The sequence below is a fragment of the Flavobacterium profundi genome (assembly GCF_006491645.1).
In the GTDB taxonomy this organism is placed as follows: Bacteria; Bacteroidota; Bacteroidia; order Flavobacteriales; family Flavobacteriaceae; genus Flavobacterium; species Flavobacterium profundi.
The window spans coordinates 470,738-495,410 of the sequence record NZ_VDCZ01000001.1; the positions used below are offsets into that span (position 1 = coordinate 470,738).

Genomic DNA, 24,673 nt, shown 5'->3' on the forward strand with positions numbered 1-24,673 from the left:
ATGAAGCAAACAAAGAATTGATGCTAGGAATACTTGGACTAGAAGCAATTTTTGTGCAGGTGAATGAGATAATTTCATTTTAACTTATTTGATCATTCCATTTTTTTAGTTGGTATAGTGTATTTTTTAAATATTCAACATATTTAGGTAGTTTTTGAATTATTGGTTGGACTGAATTATAGTATGTAAGTGGATTAAAGTCAATTTCAGGGTATCTAGCTAAATTGTTATGGTTGTGTGAAATCAAATTCGAATAATAAAGAATTAATACGTGAAAGTGTTCAGTCATTGTGTTTATAAAGTGCTGCTTTGTACTTTCTATCAATTCATTTAGTTGATTTTCATCTTTTATAAAATCTTTAAAATCTTTTCTAGCTTCTTCTACTTTTACTGGATTTGATTTGTAAATTAAATTAAAAAATAAACCCATCTTCTCAATAAGATGCTTTTTAAAATCAATTGGAAACTCAAAATTAAATTTACTTAATTCTTTAATAATATCTAAAATCTCTTCTAAGATTTCATTTGAATATTCATAAATTTCCTTTCTTTTTGGTAATGAATTTAGACCGCTTTCTAAATTATTTGAGTAATCATCTAAATTTTCAGTACCTATCAATTTTTCAAATTCATAATCCTTTAAAAAAGCAATTTCTTTTTGTCTTTCGTTAGCTGAATCAATAAAAACTTTAAGAGTAAAATGACCTGTGTTATTAGCATCTTTTTCTGACGTATATGTTTTAATCATAAAAGCATAAGCTTTCAACCCTTTTTCAGAAGCTTGCTGAAAATGGTAGAAAGAATTAGAGAACTTTTCATTTTCAAAAAGAATTTTTGAAACTTCTAAATCCTCAATTGCTAAATCAATCCATGTTTGAATGTAATCTTTATTCATTAGAAAATGTATTGTCGAAATATTTTAAAGATTGTAGTTTATAATTATCATCAAGCCAAATTATGTATCTTCTAAATTTTTGAATGTGCTTAACCTTTTTAATTTCATCATTTAAAGGATTTTTTTTAATGAAGTAACTTGTTAACCAAAACAATTTTAAGTTATTACTTTTTAAAGTATCAAATAATTTTCTTTTATTTAAAACAACTAATTCTTGTCTATCACCATAGCTAAATTGTTTAGTGTTTACCTCATGATTAAACCCAATAATTTCATTATCATCATTTAGATACTTATTATTATCTAACTCAGAAATTTCTAGCAGTTCTCTAATCTTTTTTGAAGGTATAATAATTTCTTTTTCTCCATCAACATTATTAGTAATTACCCTTGCTAAGCAATTATAAATCAATTTATTTTCGTAAAATTCAAATTTATTATTCGTTTCATCAATCCAATTCATCCAAAACAAATTAGAAGGATTTGTGTAAGTATCAGTACTAGGACTAGCAAAATGGCTAATTGAAATAGATTTTGGATCTTTTATTATTTTATTAAAAAAATGCTTAAAATCGTTTTCAAGAATTAAATAACCAATACATTCTATTGAAGCGTTAACAGTTTTTGACGAATTTGTAAGCGATGTATGTTGATTAATACACAAATACTCATTTTTATCTTCCAAATCAAAATCACTATTGCTTAAACTTAACCAATTACTAAAATTAATTTTTGGTTCTTGATTGACAATTTCATTTATTTCATTTTGAATGTTTTTTAAATTGTTAATTTCAGGTGCTAATTCTTCTTTAATTATCCATGCTGGTGGATTAAAATATTCATCTATTTGTCTTTCAGTCTCAGCAAGAAAGTCTTCCATAGGATTGTTAATATGAACTATTCTGGAATAATCATCAATCCATTTGAATTCTTTATTTTCTTCATCATATGTATAAGGCAAATAGTCAGACAAATATCCTTTTAAATAATGTACAGCTAACCATACATACTTCTCTTCGTACGTAAACACTTTGCTTTTGCTTCCATGAGTAGCATCGGTAAATGAGCTGCCCTTAACTCTATCAAAACCTAGTGATTTTATATACGCAATTGCAGATGACATACCCCAAGTTCTTGAAGATGTACTGCCTTTAAGAACTTTACTATATTTGTTATAGAAATCATTAATAAAAGTATTGTCTTTTTCGAATGAATGTGAATTGAATCCTGTTGCTACAGATAAAAAGTCATCATAAGCTTCTTTTATTACATACCACGATAAATCGTGTGCTATTGGGTAAAATTCTTCTTTGGGGTTTGCAATATATTTTTTATCAACTTTTAGAATTTTAATATTTTCTTTTTTATACGGTCTTGCTTTCTTAACTTCTTCTTCAGCTAATAAACTGTACTGAAATGCTCTCTCAATAATTGACCTAAAACCATATCTTACAATAATATTTCTATATTTATTAGTATCATTAAAAATATTATTTAAGCACCAGAAAGAAATTTCATGAATAGCTTTTTTGTCTTTACATTTAGTTGCCAAACCTAGGGTAATTGATGCTAAATCTTCATTAATTTGCGGATCATTAATTAATATCATTAGCTCCAAAAGTTTTTTAAACTGAAAAGGTACTAATAAAGCCCATTTATTTAATTTAATTCGAATATTTTCTCTTAATTTTTGATCAACAGTCGTTAAACCCCAAGCATAAATCAATGGAAGTCCATCAAACATATCAGTTTCATCTAAGTCAAAAATATTGTCAAGAATACTAGCAATAGACCATTCATTTAATTCATATTCCCTAACATTTAATTTACTTGAAACTAATCTTTTTTCTGTGCTATCTAGACCTGACCAAAATTTATCCCTTTCAAACACTGTTGGAATATTTTTTAGAATATTATGGAGAAACATTGCATTAAACGCACTTTCTTTATCGTAAGAAAGAGGAATAATTAAATTCTGTAAAATTTGAAATCTTTTTATGTAATCTTCATTGAAAATTTTTGTTATCCAATTTTTAAATAAACAACTTAAATCATTAGGGGCTAGATATAAGGCACTTAATTGGAGTTCGAATATTTCATTTTCAGAAAGTCCAGATGTCAAAAAATTATCAATACCAATAAGCTTTTGACTCTTTACAAAAACATCTGTGATAATATTTTCTATAATTTTTCGATTTGGAATAAAATCTATGTAAGGATTATCATCATCTAATTCATTTGAAAAAGGTATTTTATTAAAAATAATATCTGGTAGACTATCAATTTCTTGATTAATTAAAGAATAACTTATTTTACTTGATACTATATTCTCAAGTATTGATTGATAACTAAAGTTATAGAAACTTTCTTTTTCCTTTAATATTGAATTTGTTGCTTTCTCTCTTTCGTATTTTATTAATATACCGTTGTTTGATATAAATTCTATTAATAATTCTATTTCATTATTATTTAAATATTTTAATTTTTTTTCAATTTCTAAATCATAAATTTGAGTATGACTTACTTCGGAATTGAAATAAAATAAATCTGAAATAATATTTAAAAATTCTTGAACAGGTTTTATTGATTTAGATTTTTTAGTTTCTAAAGATTCTAAATATTCTCTATTTATTCTTTCAACCTTTAGATTAATTAAATCAGCAATAGCAGTTTGTACAGTCTCATTACTTTTAATTGTTCTGTTTTTATAATTATCGCAAAATAATTTTAAAGCAAATAAACTGTCTATTTCTTTAATTAATTGATGATTTTTAATGTTTATATTATAAACTCTAAAATAATCCTTTGAAACATCCTCAACTTTTACATCTCCTTCTCTTTTTAATCTTAATTCTTTAAATTGTTTATTATAAATGGGTAGTTTTTGATTATTGTAAAAATATTCTCTAGCACTAAAAACAAATCTTATTCTTTTGTATTTATTTGATATTTCGATTGCCTCGTTTATTCTGTCAAACCAATTATCCTCATTAAAAACGTCTTCATCTAAGCCATCAATACAAATTAAAACTTTAGTGTTTTCTGCAGTAATTATTTTGTTAGATGATAACTGACAATCTTTTCTGTGAGCTAATATTTCTAAAGCATTGAAAATTTCGTTTTTATTCCAATTACTTAGCTCCAATTCTTTAGATAATAATTGTGTCCAATCTTTAGAATTAGCTTCTTTTGCTTGAATTAATATGGCTGGTGCTGATTTTTTTACGAATTCTTCAACAGCGTAAGCCAAGCCAAGCGTTTTTCCTGTTCCGGGCTTACCCAAAATTAAACTAGTAGATATTAGAATTAAATCGTTTTCAATTTCTAAATATTTATGAATAATCTCTGAATCAAATTCTCTTAAAGAAATTTTTAAATTTTGATAAATAGGTTTCTGAAAATTAGTTGGTCGAATGGCTTCTAGCATTTCAACAGCATCATAAATAGTATTTAAAATTGTTAGTTCCTCCTCGTCATTAATGTTTAAATTTATTTCAACACCATCTATTAATTTTTTTTCTAATTCTGTTGACCTTTTTATCAAGTCCTCAAGAAAACTATTAATTATTTTAAGCTTATTCTTGAATTCATCTGAACTTAAAGTTACATTGATAAACTTGGTAGAAATTCTTAAAGTATAATTTATCTTATTTTTAAGATCTAGTATTTTAGCAACTATTTTTTTTCTAAACGATAAACTATTAAGCTGTTTATCTATTAAATTTTGAATATCTCCTTTTGTATGTAAGTCACCAACATATCTTTCTTTTAGCCAATAATTCGTTTTTTGCAAGTCAAATTTATCTTTTAAAAAACTAGAATGAATTACTTCTTTTTCAAACCAATATTTATTTACCCCTTCGTTTTCTGGTAATTGTAATTCGTTTAAAATAGTCTGCTCAAACCACCAAGTAATCTTTACATTAAGAAAAGATTCTTTTATTTCTTTTTCAAAATTTTTAATTCTAACATCTTCGCTATTTTTTGTTGGCTTTTTACCTCTCCCAATCTTGATAGAGCTAACATTGTGAGGAATACAAATGATATATTCTTTAATATTAGGTCTGATATCTAATGCCCCAGTTATTGACTTTCTTATTTGCTTAATTTCATTAGTATCTAATGCTTGTTTAAACCATTTTGACTGGATAGCAATAAAATCACCATTGGATAATTTCCCATATGCTTCTATTCCTCCATCTCCACCAGCACCATTTATTACTTTGAATTCATCAATTGAATTTGGATACTCCCTTGAAAGGTATCTTTCAAATAATTGATTGCAAAGTGTTTCAAATGAATTTTGATAACTTCCTCCATAAGTATTAAATGAATCCCACATATTTTTTTATTAAACCGATTAATTGAATTTAAGTTTTAAATTAAATAAAAAAAGCCTATGCATGTTTACAATATTTATATTAATAGTAAAACGCTTTTTCCATCAATTCCTGTTCGCTTCTGGAAATTCCGATTTCATTTGCCATTGTTTTCCATTTGGTTGTAACTCCTAAGACTTGCTGGATAATTTCTTCCATTTGATTATTGTTTAAACGGAAATATTCACCTACACTTTTTGCTAAATCGAAATCCAATTCATTGTTATCAGTATCAATATTTAAGGCTAAGCCGTCTTTGTCTATGGAAGGATTGAGGTCATAAGCCGGAGATAAAATCCAACCTTCTTTGGTTAGTATAAATCCGTGATTTCTTAAATGGTCATCGGTGTTAGAAATGGCTATGTTAAAAATTATTCTTCGCCATAGTTGGTGTAGATTAGCTTCTATGTTTGCTCCGTGATTACTGATGAATTCTGCAATATCTAAGTAGCTTGCTTGGTTGTCTCGAATAGTGTCTTCATTATTTCCGGTCATTGTCATTGCGGATGCAAAGTGGATTCGTTCTCCGTTTTCACGGTCGAAACGTTTTGTAAAAAAGGTGTGGTGTTTGCCTAAAATTCTTTCCATACGACAAGGTGCCATTTCAATTCCAGCATTAGTTGCCAATTGATACGCTAAAAATTCCCAAGCTGCTTTGTCAATGGTATCTGTTTTGGATGGAAACTTGGCAATCCAAAGACTTTTATCTGCATCTAGAATATTGGCTTTGGGGCGAGCACCCCCTAATGATGAACCGGGTGCCATCAATACAGTTAGCCATCGATTTACTTCTTCATTATCCGTATCATTTTCAAAGATATGTGCTGCGTTCTGCAATTCTCTAATGGACGACCAAGGTGGTGTGGGAGCTGTTTTATTATTGTCTAAGAAGTCTCCATCTGGATCTGTTTTAAAACGCAATGCTCCCATACGACTTTCATCGTAAACTCCTAACAAATAATCAATGTCGTAGAGTGTTTTAGGCTTTTCTTTTTTCTCTTTTGCCTTTTGTGCTTCTCTACGTTTCATTAATGTACGTCCCCAAGTATCGGGCATACTGTCGAGAAAAATCCCGAAGTTTTCTTTTTGATTTGGATATTGTGGTCCACCATACAATTGTATGTCGGGGTCGAGTAAGAATTGTTGTCCTGATTTGAGCCAGTCCTTATCGTACTCAAAGCTAAATGCTTTTTTGCCTTTGGCTTGTTGTGCAGACAAAATACCAACTATCTTTGGTTCTTGTATTCCAATCCAATGAGCGTAAACGTATATATCGGTTTTTGTGGACATTTTAGACGGTTGTATTTTTTAATTTAAAAGGTTCTCGATACAATTTTCACTCCATTGCATTGCGTGAAAATCACTCGAACTGACGTTTTATTTATATCTTATAGTTATTTTAAAAGTTCTAGGTCTTGGAGTTTTCTTCCCAGTTCATCGTCTGCAGCTAGTTTTAGAAAATCATCCTGTAGGCCTAACACTCGTAGTACATTGAAATAGGCACCCATAGCCACACTTGGGCTTCCTTGCTCAATTAGGTGTAAAGTTGACCTCGCAATATCAGCTCTTTCCGCCACTTGAATCATCGTAAGTTTTCGCCTTTTACGAGCCATCTTTACATTTTCTCCCATCTGCTCTAATACTTTCTCGTATTTTGGAAAAACAGATTGCTTTTTACTGGTAGTTGCCATATTAAATGTTTGTTATTCTGAACAAATATACTATTTATGTTTGAAATAACAAACATAGATGTTTTTTAGTTGTGGTATAACTTTGGCAAAAAAACCTACTTTTTGCCAAAATTATATAGCAGATTTCTTTTGTTGTGTATTGTGATATACTTTGTAGTGCAAACGATAAACTAAAATATTGATTAGTAAACTAATGTGGTTTATTGTGTAAAAATAGGTTTATTATTTTGTTTATGAGGTGTTTACTGTTTAACAATTTTTCCACCCACTTATTCACCCACTTTTAGATGTTAATTTCTCTTGAATTGAGAATGATTATTTTTTATTATTCAATAAATCAATAGTTTTGCTTTATGACATAAAGCGATTTTAGGTTAATTATCTACCCACCTTTTCTACCTACTTTCTTGTTGTCACTACTCTATTTTGTCCCAAGTTTGGTCAAAAATTGGGACAGATATCGAACATTGCGATATGAGATATGGTCTGTGATCATTCATAGTTATTTTGTCAGGTTAAACCTGATTATTTTACTGCGAAACATCTTTTTTATCAGTTAAGCTTTGGCAGTAAACAGTATTTTTTGCCAAAGCTTAATTGTATTCAAAGGAATCAATAAAAAACTTTAAATTGTATAATTCAAGTACGCAATCGTCTTCTAAATCTTCTTTTTTTTGTTGGTCTATTTCTATAAAGGATAGGTCGTTTGCAAAGGATTTTTCGCCTATTAAATGTTCGATGTGAACGTATAGAGCTTCGCGAAGTCTTGGGTTGTCTTTGTGGACGATGTAGTTTTTGAGTAACACTTTTATTCCTAAATCGGTTGGTTTGTTTGGGTTCTCTAATGGGATGAAATACATTTCGCTTATTCGTAAAGTTATGCCGTAATATTCTAGTGGTTTGTCGGTACCGTTTTCGTATTTGGTTAGGTTGGTTTCTGGTTGGAGAAATGCGGTTATTTTCCAACGTTGTACAATTGGTGTATGATGGACTAGTAATTCTACTTCTTTGAAGAGATAGGGATTTCCGTTTGCTGTGATAATTAATTCTGCTCCATTTGTTTTGTTTTTGATGAAGAGGTCTAGGTCTTTGTTGTATTGATGGAGTATCTCGATTAGTTTGTCGAAATGGGTTTTTAGTTCTTTTTTTGGGATTTCGTTTAGGAGTAGAAAAACGAAGTTGTTTTGTTGGAAGTAGTTCCAGAAGTTGGTTATTGTTTTCATTTTGTTACTTTTTGTTGGAACGCGGATGAAACGGATTCGCCAATGCGAAACTCGGATTTACACGGATTTTATCTTTTGTCTTGTACTGTTTTTTCAAATGCAATTAAATTTACCATCTCACGTAAGCGGGAGCGAACTCGATTACCGTAATGGGTTTCTATTTCTGTGGCTGATAGGTTTGTGGTGATATGGGTTTTTAGTTTTTTAGAGATGAATAGATCATATCGGCTTAATATAATTTCTGCCATTACATTACACTCGTTTCCAAAATATTTTAGGTTGTTTTCTGTTCCTAAATCGTCAAAGCAATAGGTTCTTGGTTCGGAGTGGTAGAGTTTGCCGATACTGTATTTGTGGATTATTTGGTAGCCGTCCTGGATAAATTCAAAGCTGATGTCACGACAGGGTTTTACGTAAAATTTGTGTTCGGTTGCTGTTAGGTATTTCATTAGGTTCATTAATGATGTTTTACCGCAACCTATTGGTCCAGATAATAATATTCCCTTGTCGAGATTTATTCCGTATTGAAAACATGTTGGTTCATCCTTCAGGAAATAGGCAATGAGTTTGTAAACGATTGGGTAATCGGTTTCTATTATTTTGAAATGATTGCCGTATAGTTCAATGCCTTTTTTTTCTAGCCATATTATGACTTCTGAATAGCTATAATGGGATTTTATTTCGTTTTCCATATTGTTAGATTTATCCGCGAGGGCTGTAAAGGTTTCACGCAATCCCGAAAGCTTTCGGGACGCAAAACTTGAGATACTGAAACAAGTTCCATATAACAGTAGGGTTATAAAGGTTCAGCATAGTTTTTATCGGTTGTTGTGTTGAGGTGTTGAGGTCGAATTGGTGGTGAATTGGTGGTGTTGTCTTTAAAATTGACGCTGTTAATTATCCAGTTTTGTGCTGCTGCTTGCCAATCGATCATTGGGATTTTGCCTCCGACTAGCCAACCGACACTGGAGAAATAATTGAAGAACTTTTGAGCTTCGAGTTCTGGGAAGTTGTTTTCTTGGAAATAGGTTTTGACAATTTCTATTGTTGGCTTCTCGACTTTGCTCGAAGTGAAAACAAATTCTTTTTCTTCTTTTTTTGCGGAACTTTTTTCTTCTTTTGATTTTTCAATTTTATTATCTGAATCATTTTCAATTTTTTTTGCTCGCTCGTTCAAGTTTGAAACGTTTTTATCGTTTGAACTGTTTGTTTTGTTTATATAGTTTATAGAAGGTACTACTGCTTGTTCAGTACTTGTTTCATTACTGGTACAAGACTTGTTTAGAGCTTGTTCTGAAACAGGTTCAATAAGTGGTTCATTTTTTAGTTTTCTCTCACTTTTTGGAGCTGGTTTTAGGTCTTCGGAAAAATTGAATAAAATGACATGACTTCCCTTAAATGGATTGTAGGACGGCTCGTAGTTTATGTAACCCAAACTGTGCAAGTTCTTCAGGCATTTATGATAGGTTGCTTTGGAACTGATTTTACTTATTCGCATTACCTCATCGCGATTGATACTGATTGGATTTTTGAAACGGTTGCAGTTCCAAAACTGGAATAAGGCCATGTAGAGGCTGACATGGGTTGGATTTAGTGCTTTATCTATTACTACTTTTTCGAAGAAGCCTGTTAGGTGTTTTATGTAGTTCATTTTTTTTGAGTGATTAGTACTTAGTCCTTAGTGATTAGTCCTTAGTGAATAGTAATTAGTGAGTAGTGAATGGTGAATGGTGATTAGTCTTGCTTGAACTGCGTTCAAGAGTTGAGCTGCTTTGCAGGAGGTACTTCGACACTTCGACAAGCTCAGTGCAGGCAGGATCAGTATGGCAATCACCACTTTACTTGAAAAGCGTTGGTATTGCGTTTGTTTTGTTGGTGTTTAGGAGTTTATCTATGTCGGCATTGTCGTAATAGAGGGTGCCGCCGATTTTGGTATAGGTTAATGTTCCGTTAATGCGGAGGTTTTGGAGTGTTCCAGGAGAGATGTTTAGGAGATTGCGGACCTCAATGGATTTGAGCCATTTTTTGGTTTGACCCGGTTTGGAATGGATTAACTCTTGCAGGTCTTTTAGTAATAGTGTTCTAAATTCGTTTAGGTCTTCACGGGTAATAACTTCTACTGTCATAACTTTAATTTTATTGGGTTATGGTGCAAAATTGTTTAGATTGATTTAATTTATTTCAGAAGTGATTCAGAAGGGGAAAACAAAAAAGTTTAATTTTAATTAAGTAATTTTTAAAATAGCTTGTAAAATCAAGGGGTTACAAAGATTTTATTTTTTTAATTTTTTAATTTTTTTACCATATAAGTCATATAAGTTATACTTATTTTTGAAAGAACATATAAGTTTTTGAAAGTCTGAATCGTTACTCTAACTTGTTTTGTTGGGTTTGGTTTGCCGATTTTAATTGTTGGATGAAGGAAGTGGGTGACATTCCGATTCTATTTTTGAAACAGAGGGTGAAGATTTGCGTTGAGCCGAAACCAGCTTCATCTGACAGGGCTTTGTTGGTGTAGTTTCTGAATTTGTTGTTATTAATTAACAGCTCGACTATATAATCGATTTTAAGGTCATTTATATAGGTTGTAGTTTTTTTTCCTCTTTGCTCGGCAATTATCAACGAGGCATATTTGGTATTTGTATCTAGTAATGCGGCAAGCTTTGCCAAGTTCATGTCTTTTTCAAGGAATTTCTTTTGTTTTTCAAATTTCTCCAAGTTTTTCAATAATGACTTGGTTAATTCCGGACTAAGGTTTGTATTCTGGTTGTTTGATGAAAGTATTTTTGCTTTCTTTTTTTCTGCTATATCAGCCATTATTTGATTGAATTTTTCTTTTTCCCTTTTTTTGGAATGCAGATGCCAACCGAACACAGTTAATAGAATTATTATGAGCGATGTTACTACAAGAAAATAGATTTTTCTGTTTGAAGCTAATTCGTTTTCGATTTTTCTCTTTTTTTCTAGTAATGTTTTAGTGTCATATTCTTTATGGACTTTGTAGCTTAGGTATTTGAATTCTTGGTTTATTTCTTTATCAAATTCCATTAGCTTTTTGATGAAGAATAACTCCTTTTTTAATTCATTGGTTTCTCCAAAATATTCTATCAGCATTTCATACCCTTCTCGAAGATCAGGACGACTGTACTTTTGTGTTTGAATCCCATCATGTACTTTTGTAAAATATGTAACCGCTCTTTTTTTCTCGTTTATTTCCCAATAGCATTTTCCGAGGTAAAATTGGGTTGTAATCAGCGTAGCATTGTCGTTTACTTTTTCAAAATGAGGTTTTGATTCTTTCAATAATTTGATTGCATTTTCATAGTCTTTTTGTTTGCAAAGGTTAATACCCTCCGCATTTTTGAAGTAAGGAATCATATCATCCATTTCATATTCACTGGATAGTTCCATACCCAGTTTATTGAAATATGAAGAATGATCATATCTTTCAATTTGTGTGTAACACAAAGCGATTATGTGCATTGATTTTAAATAACCCAAATCATTTTCTTCTTTAAAATAGTTCATGCATTGATTTAGCAATGCAATTGCTTCATCGTAATATCCTAAGAAATATTTTGTTAGAGCAATGGTATATTTTACTTTATGGATTAAGTATTGATCATTTGTTTCTGCTATATAATTGTTGGCGAGAATATATAAATCTAATGCCTTGGTGTATTCGTTGTTGTCATAATGTGCTGCACCAATTGTAAGGTAAGCACTCCCCAAGATATCGCTGTTTTTAGTTGCTTTCGCTTTTTCAAGTAGGCTATCTGCATAAATCATTCTATATTTTTTATCTACAAAATGGATTAATGCTTTATATGCTTTAGTTTGTTGCACTAGGTTTTTTTCCTCATTTGCTTTTTTGAGCCAGTACTTTGCTAACTGCTGTGCTTTGATGCTATCCGTTCGAAATTCTATTACTTTTTCTTCAAAATATTGGTAGTTTTTATTAGCCAGACTGTCAACTGGATTAATCTGTTTTGCTTGAACAATTGTTAAAGAGAAAATTGTGAATGCTATGCTAAGTATAAAGTTATTCATTTTAGTTGGTTAAGGTTTAGTTCAACTTACTATTTAAAAAGTTTGGGGGAATCGAAATGGGTTCAGTAAAAATATTAATTTTTTTAATTAAAATTAAATGAAAACTATAAGCATTTTAATTTGTAAGTGAATCATTGTTTTAATACTTAGTGCATCTTCATCCCTAGTCTTTTTATTGACAAAGACTAGTGTTTTTTATTGTATTGGATTCTAGAATACACTAGTTTGAATTCGGAAATTCGTTAGTAGTTGTGTTGTGGGGGTGGATTTGAGCCGATAGTTTTGTTCTCGAATTCAACCGGTTTTACTTTGGTAGAACCAAGCAAAATACTGTTCAGATTACCCCGGGAGAAATGAACTGATTGAAACTAATCAGTAACATTTAATACCTTACAACCTTATGAAAAATTATTTTATTCTTGTAGTTTATGCTTTTTTATTTATTTCTTGTGAATCGACAGAATCTGAAGAAGTATCCACGGAAACTAGTCATTTTAGCAGGATGTCCAGCGAAGTGTCTCCTGTAAATTCTTCCAATGCTTATGAATTTGTTGGGCAAGCTTATGAAGATGTTTTATACTCTTATTATACAGATTCTTTTTTACCTAAAACTAGTGATAGTATTATTAAAAAAGTAAATTCGAAAGCCAGTAATCATGTTTTTTTTGATGCTTTGTTATTAGCAGATTATGATTTAATACCGGAAAGTAAAATTAATTATCTTGTTTCGGATAGTAATGCTGCTCTTGATACGATTGTATCGCATTTGTCTTTACCCTCAAAAGATAAAGATAATTTTCGCGAGTTTATTTCAAATGTATTATCTAAAGTGGATAACGAAACGAATTATGTCGATATTTACAACTATGTGGTAGAATATGAATCAACCGTGCAGAAATCTTCACAACTTTCGGCTAGTGAAAAAGCTTATCTTTTGACCGTGACATCGATTATTAGACACAGTGTTTATGCCAAAAAGAAAAGACCTAAAAAGAATACTGATCTTGATTGGTATTGGCTGACTGCTAATTTTACAGGAGCTGTTGAAGGAGCTCAATATGGGAACACTCATGCAATTCTTACTGCTTTGAAAGCTGGAATTATAGAAAACAAGTAAACAAAGATTATACTTTTTAAAAAAGGCTATCCGTTAGGATAGCCTTTGGTGTTCATCTACTTGATTCATTCTTTTAATCAGGTTTTCTTTTAGTATACTTATGAATTTAGTTCGCTCGTATTTTCTGTTAGTGATTTCGTAAAATGTTCGGTGGAACTGACCAAGGTCTATGTCAAATGCTTTGCTGAACCCTTGTACAATTTCTTTAATGTCTGCTGCTCCGTGATTGAATACACCTTCTGTGTGTAAGGCATAAATCAGTTCAATTATTCCCACTTTGGAGCCTGTCCATTTTAATACTTTTTCTTGATTGCTATTTTTTGATGCTGTTGGTCTTTTTAATTTTTCAATCAGGTAGATTTGCAGTTTTTCGTAGGCTAAAATCTGAGCTACTTTGTAATCGTGTGATGTTGCAAATGATTTGTCTATTTGAAAGTAGAAGCTATCCATCATCCATTTGTTATCCTGTTGATTTCTTAAAAAATATTTATCATCTAAGTATTGATTTCCTTGTCGATAGTATCTGTAAAACTCTGCGTTATCGATAAAAAACTGTTCTTGTTTTTTTAGTTGGTTGGCGTAGTACTTTCGAATGGTTTTTTCTGAAGCTACCGGTTTGTTGGATTCAATAGTATATATTTCGTTGAAGTAGATTATTTGGCTTGTTAATTTAGGTTTATCCATTTTGAAGAAGTCCATTTCTTCTTCTTGACTAGTTTTACGGCCAATATAAGTGGTTCTTAAGTTTTCGTAACCTTCCATCAGTATATTGATTGCTAGCGAGCAATTTTGAATGGGGTCTTCTTCTACTAATGGGATGATTTTAGTGAGTTGTTGATCGAGTTGATTGAGGAGTTGGTTTGCGTAGTTTTTCATGGTTGTTTCCCTCACCCTAAATCCATCTCCTTCAGAGAGGGACTTTGGAACTGTGTTAAAATTTTATTTTTATTTCTATTGAGCTTTATTCAATTTTGGTTGCTTTTGGTGATGGTAAAACTAAGTTTGGTTTTTGTTTGAGGCAATTGTTTGGGTGTGCAATTCTGGAATTGCATAGTTGGTATTTAACAAATGCATAGTGTTTTTCATTTTAGAACTGAGGGATTTTAAATTTTTTGAATTAGGCTTTTTTTTACTATTTACAACGGTTTCGTTTTCTTATTGAAGTATTGTATTTATTGGAAAACTCTCTTTTTTTTTAGCTGTATTTTTTTTAGCATTTTTCTTAAAACTTAGGTATTGGATTCTAGAATCCAATACCTAAGTTTTAGTTTAGATTGGTATAATTTGATAGGTTTGTTTCACTTTTTACTACTTCTAGCGTTACAAAATCTATCAAATTCTATTGTATGTCCATGCCAAATCAAAAGGAAAAACTCAAGATTATTTATCAGTTGTTGTTTGACTTAGCAACTGGTAGAAAAACTGTTGCTTTGGATATGGGCAGTTTGGATGATGAATATGATTCTATTTTATTGTCTTTATCAGAGCAAGGTGAGCGAATTCGCTCGTTGGTTTTGGAGCAAGGTATGGTTATCCCTTATTCAAATTTTCAGCATTTGTCTCAGTTTGTATTTGTATTGGATGCCCATTACACAATAGTCGATTTTAATTTTACTGTTGTTGATCGGTTAAAGTATACTTCAGAAGCAATTCAGAGTCTGCTATTTGAAAGCTTGTTGGATGATTCTTCGAAATTGGTTTGGAACAATTTACTTCAACAAGTAGGAAGTGATGCTCCTTTTTTTGTTACCACTGAATTACTATTTTTAACTGTTGATGGATTTAAGCTGCCTTTGTTTTGTTCGGTTAGTAGTAGCCTTGTCAATCCGTTCGTGTTTGTATTATCTGCTGAAGTTGTTTTTAAAGATGTGCCTTTTTTGAAAGACATTCCTTCTGTCGCAACAGAGAAAGCTAAAGCTGAAGCTGCTGTGATTGACCAAGTTCATGCTTATATTTTGGAGCATTTAGATGTTCCGTTGCCTTCTTTAAAGTCGATTGCCTTACTGTTTGGTAGTGAGGAGCACAAAATACGTCATGGATTCCGGGAGCATTATCATACCAGTGTGTATCAGTTTTATCAAGATGAACGGTTGAAGAAAGCTTATTTACTCGTTTTGCAAACTGATTTACCTTTAAAGGAGATTGCGTTTCAGTGTGGTTTTGGGGTGTATTTGAATTTTTATAAGGCTTTTCGGAAAAAGTATGGTTTTTCACCGAGTGAACTTTTGAGGGGGTGAGTTGTTGGTTGTCGGTTGTCTGTTTTCTGTTTTGGAATGGGATAACGAAATGCCTGATTTGCATAGTGTTATGAGTATATTTTTTGGAATTTTACAGTAGTTAATTTTCTTTTAGTCACAGATTACGCTGATTTAACGGATTTATTTGGAATACTTATATCAATATGAAAATTAGGAATTATGAATACAGATAAACTAAAAAATGGTACTGTTTTGTTCATTAGCTACTTATTTATTTTGCTATTTGTTTATGCTGCGGTTAGTAAGTTTTTGGATTATGATAATTTCCAGGTGCAGTTGGGTCAATCGCCTTTGTTGAGTGCTTATGCTGGTTTTGTTGTTTGGATGATTCCTCTTTTGGAACTTGTGATTGCTGTTTTGCTGGCTGTAAAACAATTTAGAGTGATAGGACTGTATGCTTCTTTGGGTCTGATGGTCCTGTTTAGCAGTTATATTTACTTAATTTTAAACTATAGTTCCTATGTGCCGTGTTCTTGTGGAGGCATCCTTGAAAAGATGAACTGGCATGAGCATTTGTATTTTAATCTATTTTTTACTTTACTATCCTTATTTGCCTTGTTTTTGCTGCAAAATACTAAAAGGTCGTATGTCATTCGAAGCTTACTTATTGTTTTGGTTGGTTTTTTTCTGGTAGTGCTTTTGTTTATTACTTCGGATTATATTATTCACAAGCATAATAATTTTGTTAGAAACTATATTCCTAAAACCGTACAGCTTGCTACTACGAAAGATTTAGCTTTTAATAGCTATTATTTTGCAGGAAAAAGTACCGCTAAAATTTATTTGGGGAATAGAACTGCCCCTGCACTTATTACTAAATTATCTGCTGATTTAAAAAGTACTCAAAGTTATCACATTGCTATTTCGGACACTTTATATCCGTTTCGCTCTATACAATTGCGGGTGCATCCTCCGTATTTTTATTTGTGGGATGGCACTGTGCCGTGTTTGTTTCAAGGAGATTTGGCTACTACCCAAGCACGATTACTTTCTGACAAAGCTTATGGTTTTACTAAAGCTGAAGTAATCGATTCTACACGCTTAGTTATACGAACCATCAATAATTCGGGAGAAAATGTGTTAGCTACACTTTCGTTGCAAAATGGTGCGATACAAAAGTTTGCTCCTGCTTTATTGGAAAAGCAAATCGATGGTCTATTTGATACCGATGGTACCTTGCACTATAGTGCAGCCCAACAAAAATTTGTTTATCTCTACTATTACCGAAATCAATATGTGGTTGCTGATAAGAATCTTACATTACTTTATAAAGGCAATACTATTGATACCACGAGTCAAGCAAAAATTAAAGTGACCTATGTTAAGCATCGTAATCAAAAAAAGTTTTCGGCACCACCACAGATGGTTAACCGAATCAGTGCTTTGCACAACAATTTATTATTTGTAAACTCAACATTGCCTGGACGATTTGATGTGAAAAAAGTTTGGGATCAATCTAGTGTTATCGATGTTTATGATATAAGTAGTCAAAGGTATTTGATTAGTTTTTACATTAAAAACATTGATGGAGTTACACTAAATGATATTGTCGTTACAGATACCCATTTTTATGCCCTTATAGGAACCCATATTGTTTCTTATTCCTTAGGGGACGAAATTCGGAAACATTATCAAACTTACTAAAGATTAACCGGCCGGTTACAGGGATAAGATCGAAAACCTGTAGAAAAGAGTAGATCACTATTATAAACCAAAATTTAACACATATGAAAAATGTATTTTTAAAAGCAATACTACCTGTATTTGCTTTTGCCTTGGCTTCTGCTGGTGCTGTGAGTACCAGTAATTCAAACTCTAGTTCGGCTACTTTGGCCGTTCAAGGATGGAAACAAGTTTCACCGATAGAGTGTGAGTATATTGCAGATTGTAATAATGAAGGATCTGTGATTTGTATGAGTGGGTCTGACCAATTGTTTGGCAAACCTACTCCAGCTTCTTTTTGTGGAGAAGTATTGACGCATCGACCATAGTAAGGATGCGGTAAATTTATGCAGGCTGTATTCTATATAGCCTGCATTTATTATTTAATACCTTTTATTATCCATTCAGCAGGTGACTGGTCTTTTAGATGGTAGTTTAGCCAATCGTTTAATCGGTTGTACAAATCTACTTGACTTTCTTTTTTTAGCAATGAATGTGATTCATTGGCATAATTGAGTAAAATGACATCTTTATTGAGCCTTCGTAGCGCAAGATAAAATGCGATGGTTTGATTCGGGTTTATTTGTGGGTCTTTTTCTCCTGTCCAAAGTAGTATAGGAGTACTTATATTTTCAACCCACGTTGAGGGTGAATTACGCTCATACCCTTCTCTGTCGTTATATAAGGAATTTCCCATTCGCCATTGTTGACTTTCAAAACGCCACATTTCGGGATCTCCAGTACTATTGCTTATTGACAGGTACCAACTTGGTAAGTCAAAAACAGATGCTCCCGATATCGCCGTCTTGAAAAGGTTGGTTTGTGTACTAATGAAATTCGTTTCATAGCCTCCAAAGGAATGTCCTATTAAGGCTATTTTATCTGGTGATACGATGTCTTTGCGAAGTACTTCATTGGTTGCTGCTACTACACAATCCGTTGCCGATATGCCCGGACTCCCTAATTCATACTCAATGTCTGGTAGTAATACAAAATAGCCTTGGTTGGTTAAATTAGTAACATTAAAACCTGATGGATTGTATTTGGTTGGGCTAAAGTAATAGTGCTTTAAATAATTGAGTTCTTCGTAAATAGAGACCACCATTGGGTATTTTTTGTTTGCCTCGTACTCTACAGGATAATATAAAGTACCTTTCAGTGTTTCGCTTTTGGCATTTTTGTACTGTATCTGTTCCTGTTTGCCCCACAAATAGTTCTGGTAGTGTGGGTTGCTTTGGTAGATCTTGTTTGATCCTTCTGTTTTTGCCTCATACTTATTTAATGCTTGTGGCTGTGAAAAATGTTGGGATTGGTACACGTAGCATGGAGCATCCGAAGCTTTTTGTAACTCTTTGTTTAAGTAATCGTTGTAAACCATCGGTTTGATTGTTCCATTTGGTTTTCTAATAAAATAGCCCGTAGCATTCTCACCTGTAGCTGAAAGTACCATGTCTTTTGTCGTATCGACATCTACGCTTCCTGAAAACTTTACTACGTTGTTTCTTGTAAAATGTATTATCCTAAATGTGATTTCTTTTTCTCTACCGTTTGTTAAACGAATAGGTTTTGTTCCATTCAACGGTATTTTCCAAACATCGTATTGATCATATAGCAATAGGCAATCGTGGTTTGCTCCCCAACCTCCAAAGCGGTACGCACTTTTTTTGCCGTAATCTAAGCTGTTCCAGTTTATTGAAGCTGTGTTTGGGAGCGGTATGTTTTTTTGATTTTTTAGGTCGAACAACTGCCAACTTGTTTCCTTGCAATAGGCTATATATTGGCCGTTAGGAGAAAAACTTAGTAATCCTTCGGCACTGGATTGATTTTCTATTACTAGTTTTTCTTCTCCCGTTTCCAGATTTTTTACATAATAGTCCACTAGTGGTTTCATGGTGTAGTGCGGTTCTTTATCTGAACTACTGTAGGTAATTGCATAATCCATGGTGGGATTGAGTAGGTAAAAAGGCTTACTATCACTTGTTATGCATTGGTATTTATTCTCTTGTGGCCACCAAACGCCATATCGAATCCTTTGTTCAATTGTTGCTATTTTTTTTCTTTTGGGATAGACCATACCATCCGTTCCGCACCATATTTCTACAATTTTTGACGAAGGATCGCTGCTTTGTTGTTTGCGAACTGCCAGAACCACACGTTTGTCATCTGGTGAAATCGATAGGTTTATGTTGTCTACCTCCAAAGAGTAGTCTTTAGGAAAGTTCAACGATTCCTTATTGAATTGCCTTTTTTGTTTAGTCGATACGTCATAAAAACAAATGCTTGCCTCTACGTTGTCCTTTTCTTTTTTTAGATAAGCAAATGAACGACTGCTTGCACTCCATGTTGTATTTGACCATTGCTGTGAAGGTTCTTTTTCTATCACCGTTTTTGTTATGATCTTATCCAGATTAATCCAATAGAGTTGGTTTTCCCCTTCAGTGCTACCCATACCTACCATTGCCTTAGTAGATGGACTCATTTTAAAGGCTGTTATTCCCTTTACAGTTTCTATTACTTGCCCTTTGTCATTTCGGATGCACATTTCTTTTTGATTGGGTTTGTTTTCGAGTGTGATTAAATAGTTGTGTTGGGCTGTCACAGCAAATGCCTTTACGTCTGGAATTCTTTGTTGAAAACCTGTTATTAAGTCTAACAAGTATAAGGTGTTTGCATCATCCATTACTGCATATTTATTTTCTCCCAAAAAATGTCCTTCTCTTGGATGGGCCACTTTATACGTTTTCTTCCCATTTGTTTGGACAATGTGCAAAGTGTCTGGACTCTCCTCATAATGCATGTAAGCTGTTGCCCAAGTCCCCTTATCAGAAACGGTGTGTTTGAACATGGTTCCCCATGCTTTATAATCGGCTTCTGTTATTGGCTTTTTGTGTTGTGCTTGACTGTAAGCGTAGCCTGTTAGGAGCATTATAAGCATAAGCTTGTAGCCCGTTCGTTTTATCTTTTTTATCTCTTGTACTTTCATATTAGTAGCCTGGATTTTGAGGTACTAAAAAAGGATTTGCATCCATTTCTGCCTGTGGTAAAGGCCATAATTGATCTGTGTTTGACCAACCTGGTTTACTTCCTAAAACTGTATCTAGTTGCCCTAATCGTTTTAAGTCTAAAAAGCGATGTCCTAACTCGGTGAATAATTCTAACCTACGTTCTTGCTGTATGGCCGTCAAGATTTCTTCTGCCGTTATAGCAAGCGTGTTGGGAAGTCCTGCTCGCTGTCTGATTGTATTTAGGTCTTCTTTGGCACCAATGAGCTCTCCTTGTTTGGCTCTTGCCTCGGCACGAATTAAATACTGCTCTGCCAATCGCAAGACAATGGAGTTTTCCACAGAGGAAGGTGTTGCCATATCTTTTTTGTACTTGTATGCATGATACCAAACCTGGCTGCCATTTGTTATTTGTTTCACCCAATGCAGCTTTCGCAAATCATTGTTTTCAAATTGAGCCACTAGCTCTGCTGTTAATGCAAACTTACTTGGTGGCCCCGTGAAGAATATAAAAGAATTTCCTTCATAGGTGTTGGCACCTGTTGCCCCTGGAGATAATTGCCAAATTGTTGCACTGGATTGTTTTAAAAACTCTTCGTCTAGGTTCTGTTCTAATTGGTATAATGCAGTTTCATTTAGCACAGCGGAAGCCATATTAGACGCTTCTGCATAGTCGCCATGGTATAAATATACTCTTGCTAATAATGCCTGAATGGCCGCCTTATTGGGACGGATTCTTCCCGAATCGAGATATGTTATATTTACTCTAGAGACTGCATTTTCTAAATCGGAAATTAGTTGTTGAAATACCTGTTCTGTGTCCATGCGTTCCACTGTACTGTTTTGATTGTAGTCTGTAGTTGTGATATATGGTACATCGCCAAAAACGGACATTAACTGAAAGTGTAGCAAGGCTCTAATGAACAACGCTTCTCCTTTGATTTGATTTTTTACCTCTTCTGACAAAGCCGTTGCATTATCGACCCCTTCTATTACGGCATTAGCCGCATAGATTTGGTTGTAACTGTTTCGCCAAAGTGTATTGATACTTGCATTGGTTGACAATAACGCATTGTTGAAAAAGCTTTCTGAGGTATTGTTTCCCACTTCAAACGAAATCAGCTCATCGCTATATGCACCTGCTAAGCAAGTGAAGCCATTGGGTCTGCCGGAAAGAAAGCCATTTTCACGCATTTTTGCATAGATATCTGTTAATGCTACCGTTGCTGTTAAGGCATCTTCAAAAACTGCCGGTGTTGTTAATTGTGAATTTGGTGCGTCTACTGTAACAAAATCGTCACATGCCTGTATCGTTACTGCTAGTATTACCATTATTAGCTGTAACCTGTATTTTTTGATTTGATTTTTCATGGTATTTTTCATTAAAAAGTAAGTTGAACATTCAATGCATATATCTTTAAAGGTGGTAGTAAGCCTCCTTGTGTGAATTCGGGATCAGCTCCTTTGTATTTGGTAAAGGTTAGCAGGTTTTGTCCTTCCAATGCCAAGCGACACCCTATGTTAGGCAGTATACTTTTTGGTAGTGTATAGGCTAACGAAATATTTTTTAATCTGATGAATGAGGCATCACTAACCGCCGCATTGCTTAAACCAAAAAAGTCGCTTCGCTGGGTTGCTTGTTGGTTTGCATTGGTGGCAAACAATTGATATGGTGCTGTATCGCCTGGTTCTTGCCAACTGTTTAGGTACTCGACCGGTTGGTTGATGAAGTGTCCTGCAAACTTTTGGGTATTGGCAAAATTGAAGTTCTGCTGTTTGACAAACTGAAATAAGAAATCCAGTTGGAATCCTTTGTAGGTTAGTACATTTTGCAGTCCACCATAAAAATCAGGATTGACATCTTTGACCACTTGGCGATCGTATTCGTATGAAATTATTCCATCCCCATTAAAATCGGTGAACTGATATAGTCCTGTTTGCGGGTCAACGCCTGTAAATTGAAATAATTTTTGAATCGTTGTTGGTTGACCGACTACATATTGATTGCGGTATGCTGAGGTTTCTAATCCCGGAAATGCGAGTAATTTATTGCCTGCTTTGGTGATGTTGAAATTTGAAATCCATGAAAAATTATCGTTTTGGATGTTTTCTGTTCTTAGGGTGAACTCTATTCCACGATTCTCCACCGTAGCGTTTAAATTGGTTTGAATGGAGGTGAAACCTGTGGTTCCAGGTAGTGGTAAGCCCACCAATTGATTGGAAGAACGGTTTCTGTACGTTGCCGCAGTGAGCAGTATGCGGTCGTTTAAAAAACCCAGTTCTAATGCCGCTTCAATTTTTTTATTTGACTCCCATCCAAAGTTGGGATTGTACAATCTAGAAGGTTGCAGACCGATGATTCCTCCGTAACTAATTCCGGAAGATGAATAGGTGTTTAGGTATTGGTAATCTCCAATTTGGTCACTACCTGTTGTTCCGTAGCTGGCTCTCAGTTTTCCAAAACTAAGAAACGCTTCTGTACCTTTTAAAAAATCTTCTTTATGGAACAGCCAAGCTGTACCAATTGCCCCGAAGGTAGAAAACTGATTACCGGTGCTGAAACGGCTTGAACCGTCTCTTCTGGCTGTAAGGTTCAGTATGTATTTTTTTTCGTAGGTATAATTTGCTCTTCCAAAGAAGGCTTGGTACTTGTATTCTATTTGCTCGTTGTTTCTGATTAAGACTTGTGAAGCGGCCGACAAATCATATAAGAGGCTGTTGCTTGAAAAACCTGTTGCTAACGCCAGTTGTTTGGCACTGGATTGCTTTTGGAACGTTGCTCCCACCAAGATGTCTAGTGTTGCCTTTTCAAATTCTTTATTCCATGTTACTTGGGGTTCCATGATCCAGGAACGTCTTCGCAAACTGTTTAGGTAAATGGATGCATATTGACTGCTTAAATTGAATGAAGGGTTGTAGGTGGTAGAAGGTGTTGCCCGACTATCCTCGTTGTTTAGGTCGGAGATTCCAAAGCTTGATTTTAGGACTAAATTGTCTGCCAGTTTATACGAAAGTACTGTGTTTGCGATTAAATCGGTTGTGAAGGTTAGGCACTTTCTTACGTTGTTTGAGAGTGGGTTTGTCCAAGTGTTGTTTTCCCAATTTAAATTTCCTTCTGCATCATAAAGTTCCGGTGCATTGGGTGCTAATTGGCGGGATAAGGTTACATAGTCTATCCAAGGCAAATCGTTGTTTTGTGCTGTGTAGCTGCCTGAAAATTGGACTGTAAATTTATTGTCTTCCGAGCGGTGATTCATATTTAGACGCGCTCCTCCTCGTTTGTATAAAAAATCTCCGGGAAATACACTGCTTTCGGTTCTGTAATTTCCGCTTACTAGAAAACTGGTTTGTTGGTTTCCACCACTTAGGGTTGCTTGTATGTTGTTGACTTCTGCCGTGCCACCGATTAAGACTTTTTGCCAATCTGTGTAGCGGTTTTGATCCCAGTTGCCGTTGACATCATGGGTATTTGCGGGAAAGTTTGTTATGCCGTCATTGGCAAATGCTTTCTTTCTCATTTGCAGGTATTGTTCGGTATTCATTAAGTCCATCATTTTGCTTACAGAACCCACAGCTGAACTGGTAGTGACTGTGAAGCTTGTTTTGCCGGACTTTCCTTTTTTGGTGGTAATTAGCACTACTCCGTTAGCCCCTCGGGAACCATAAATTGCTGTTGCATCGGCATCTTTTAGCACTTCAATGCTTTCGATATCATTTGGGTTGATGCTTGCCAGAGGATTGCCGTTTCCGATTGTTGAGGTTGAGGTTTGTGGGTCGCTGATGGCTTCTGTACTGTAGGGAACACCATCTATAATGTAGAGTGGATTGTTAGCATCTTCTCTTAAACTATTGACTCCTCTAATATTTATTTTGAATCCACCACCAGCAATACCTGTTTCTTGGACTATGTTTACGCCTGCCATTCGTCCTTGCATGGTTGCTAAAACGTTTGGTACGGGTTGTGTTTCTATGTCTTTTGCGGAGATTCTCGCTATGCTACCAGTGCGTTCTTTGTCTTTTACCGAGTAATACCCTGCATTGAGGACTATTTCTTTGAGTTGAGTGGTGTCTTCTTCCAAGGCTACATTTATTACTGCACGATTGGCAATGGGTACCTCCTTTGTTTTGTAGCCCATATAGGAAAACACTAGTGTGTCTGTGGATCTTGCTGTTATTTGATACTGACCGTTGAAATCGGTTAGGGTTCCTTTTTCTCCTCCTTTTATTATTACGTTGACACCTGGTAAACTGCCACTAGTATCTATTACGTTTCCTTTTATGATAGTAGTTTGGGCATGACTGGCTGTTACGACCAGCAGGGAGAAGATTACGATTAGTTTGGGCAAAAGTGTGGCTGCCCCAATCTTGAAAAGTTGATTTTTATTCATACTTTTGA

17 protein-coding genes are annotated in these 24,673 nt (G+C 33.8%); 4 read left to right on the forward strand and 13 right to left on the reverse strand.

Annotated features, from left to right (window positions below):
* Positions 1 to 79: 79 nt before the first annotated feature.
* The 9 genes from FHG05_RS02390 to FHG05_RS02430 all read right to left on the reverse strand — a co-directional run bounded on the left by FHG05_RS02390 (position 80) and on the right by FHG05_RS02430 (position 12,238).
* The gene (locus FHG05_RS02390) at positions 80 to 895 is read right to left on the reverse strand and encodes a HEPN domain-containing protein (protein WP_140996396.1); all 816 of its coding nucleotides are present in this window, start codon (positions 893 to 895) and stop codon (positions 80 to 82) included.
* Positions 888 to 5,237: an NACHT domain-containing protein gene (locus tag FHG05_RS02395; protein ID WP_140996397.1), complete on the reverse strand. Its 4,350-nt coding sequence runs from the start codon at positions 5,235 to 5,237 to the stop codon at positions 888 to 890. The genes FHG05_RS02390 and FHG05_RS02395 overlap by 8 nt, the downstream gene beginning before the upstream one ends.
* Positions 5,238 to 5,316: 79 nt before the next feature.
* Positions 5,317 to 6,564, reverse strand: coding sequence for a type II toxin-antitoxin system HipA family toxin (locus FHG05_RS02400; RefSeq protein ID WP_140996398.1), 1,248 nt, complete (start codon positions 6,562 to 6,564; stop codon positions 5,317 to 5,319).
* A 104-nt stretch (positions 6,565 to 6,668) separates the two neighbouring features.
* A complete protein-coding gene (locus FHG05_RS02405) occupies positions 6,669 to 6,965 on the reverse strand; it encodes a helix-turn-helix domain-containing protein (protein WP_140996399.1) in 297 nt (98 codons plus the stop codon).
* Positions 6,966 to 7,558: 593 nt separating this feature from the next.
* Complete coding sequence (locus FHG05_RS02410) at positions 7,559 to 8,188, reverse strand: hypothetical protein (RefSeq protein ID WP_140996400.1); 630 nt, start codon at positions 8,186 to 8,188, stop codon at positions 7,559 to 7,561.
* A gap of 68 nt (positions 8,189 to 8,256) precedes the next feature.
* Positions 8,257 to 8,880, reverse strand: coding sequence for a P-loop NTPase family protein (locus tag FHG05_RS02415; RefSeq protein WP_140996401.1), 624 nt, complete (start codon positions 8,878 to 8,880; stop codon positions 8,257 to 8,259).
* Between the two features lie 104 nt (positions 8,881 to 8,984).
* On the reverse strand, positions 8,985 to 9,839 hold the full coding sequence (locus FHG05_RS02420) for a transcriptional regulator (RefSeq protein WP_140996402.1): 855 nt from the start codon (positions 9,837 to 9,839) through the stop codon (positions 8,985 to 8,987).
* A 187-nt stretch (positions 9,840 to 10,026) separates the two neighbouring features.
* Positions 10,027 to 10,314, reverse strand: a complete 288-nt coding sequence (locus FHG05_RS02425; RefSeq protein ID WP_140996403.1) for a helix-turn-helix domain-containing protein — start codon at positions 10,312 to 10,314, stop codon at positions 10,027 to 10,029.
* A 241-nt stretch (positions 10,315 to 10,555) separates the two neighbouring features.
* The gene (locus tag FHG05_RS02430) at positions 10,556 to 12,238 is read right to left on the reverse strand and encodes a tetratricopeptide repeat protein (protein WP_140996404.1); all 1,683 of its coding nucleotides are present in this window, start codon (positions 12,236 to 12,238) and stop codon (positions 10,556 to 10,558) included.
* A gap of 400 nt (positions 12,239 to 12,638) precedes the next feature.
* Between FHG05_RS02430 and FHG05_RS02435 the strand changes: the two genes are divergently transcribed.
* Positions 12,639 to 13,355 (forward strand): hypothetical protein, encoded by a 717-nt coding sequence (locus tag FHG05_RS02435; protein WP_140996405.1) that lies wholly within the window; start codon positions 12,639 to 12,641, stop codon positions 13,353 to 13,355.
* 33 nt (positions 13,356 to 13,388) lie between these two features.
* Here FHG05_RS02435 and FHG05_RS02440 read toward each other — a convergent pair whose 3' ends face one another.
* Entirely contained in the window at positions 13,389 to 14,231 is an 843-nt protein-coding gene (locus tag FHG05_RS02440; protein WP_140996406.1) for an RteC domain-containing protein, read from the reverse strand.
* A gap of 470 nt (positions 14,232 to 14,701) precedes the next feature.
* Between FHG05_RS02440 and FHG05_RS02445 the strand changes: the two genes are divergently transcribed.
* The 3 genes from FHG05_RS02445 to FHG05_RS02455 all read left to right on the forward strand — a co-directional run bounded on the left by FHG05_RS02445 (position 14,702) and on the right by FHG05_RS02455 (position 17,604).
* Positions 14,702 to 15,592 carry a helix-turn-helix transcriptional regulator gene (locus tag FHG05_RS02445; protein WP_140996407.1) on the forward strand — a complete coding sequence of 297 codons (891 nt, stop codon included), beginning with the start codon at positions 14,702 to 14,704 and terminating at the stop codon, positions 15,590 to 15,592.
* Positions 15,593 to 15,772: 180 nt separating this feature from the next.
* Positions 15,773 to 17,257 (forward strand): MauE/DoxX family redox-associated membrane protein, encoded by a 1,485-nt coding sequence (locus FHG05_RS02450; RefSeq protein ID WP_140996408.1) that lies wholly within the window; start codon positions 15,773 to 15,775, stop codon positions 17,255 to 17,257.
* A gap of 83 nt (positions 17,258 to 17,340) precedes the next feature.
* Positions 17,341 to 17,604, forward strand: a complete 264-nt coding sequence (locus FHG05_RS02455; RefSeq protein WP_140996409.1) for a DUF6520 family protein — start codon at positions 17,341 to 17,343, stop codon at positions 17,602 to 17,604.
* A 50-nt stretch (positions 17,605 to 17,654) separates the two neighbouring features.
* Here FHG05_RS02455 and FHG05_RS02460 read toward each other — a convergent pair whose 3' ends face one another.
* The 3 genes from FHG05_RS02460 to FHG05_RS02470 form a co-directional block, all read right to left on the reverse strand.
* A complete protein-coding gene (locus FHG05_RS02460; protein WP_140996410.1) occupies positions 17,655 to 20,258 on the reverse strand; it encodes a S9 family peptidase in 2,604 nt (867 codons plus the stop codon).
* A 1-nt stretch (position 20,259) separates the two neighbouring features.
* On the reverse strand, positions 20,260 to 21,384 hold the full coding sequence (locus FHG05_RS02465) for a RagB/SusD family nutrient uptake outer membrane protein (RefSeq protein ID WP_235889671.1): 1,125 nt from the start codon (positions 21,382 to 21,384) through the stop codon (positions 20,260 to 20,262).
* 275 nt (positions 21,385 to 21,659) lie between these two features.
* A complete protein-coding gene (locus FHG05_RS02470) occupies positions 21,660 to 24,665 on the reverse strand; it encodes a SusC/RagA family TonB-linked outer membrane protein (RefSeq protein ID WP_140996412.1) in 3,006 nt (1,001 codons plus the stop codon).
* Positions 24,666 to 24,673: the final 8 nt, after the last annotated feature.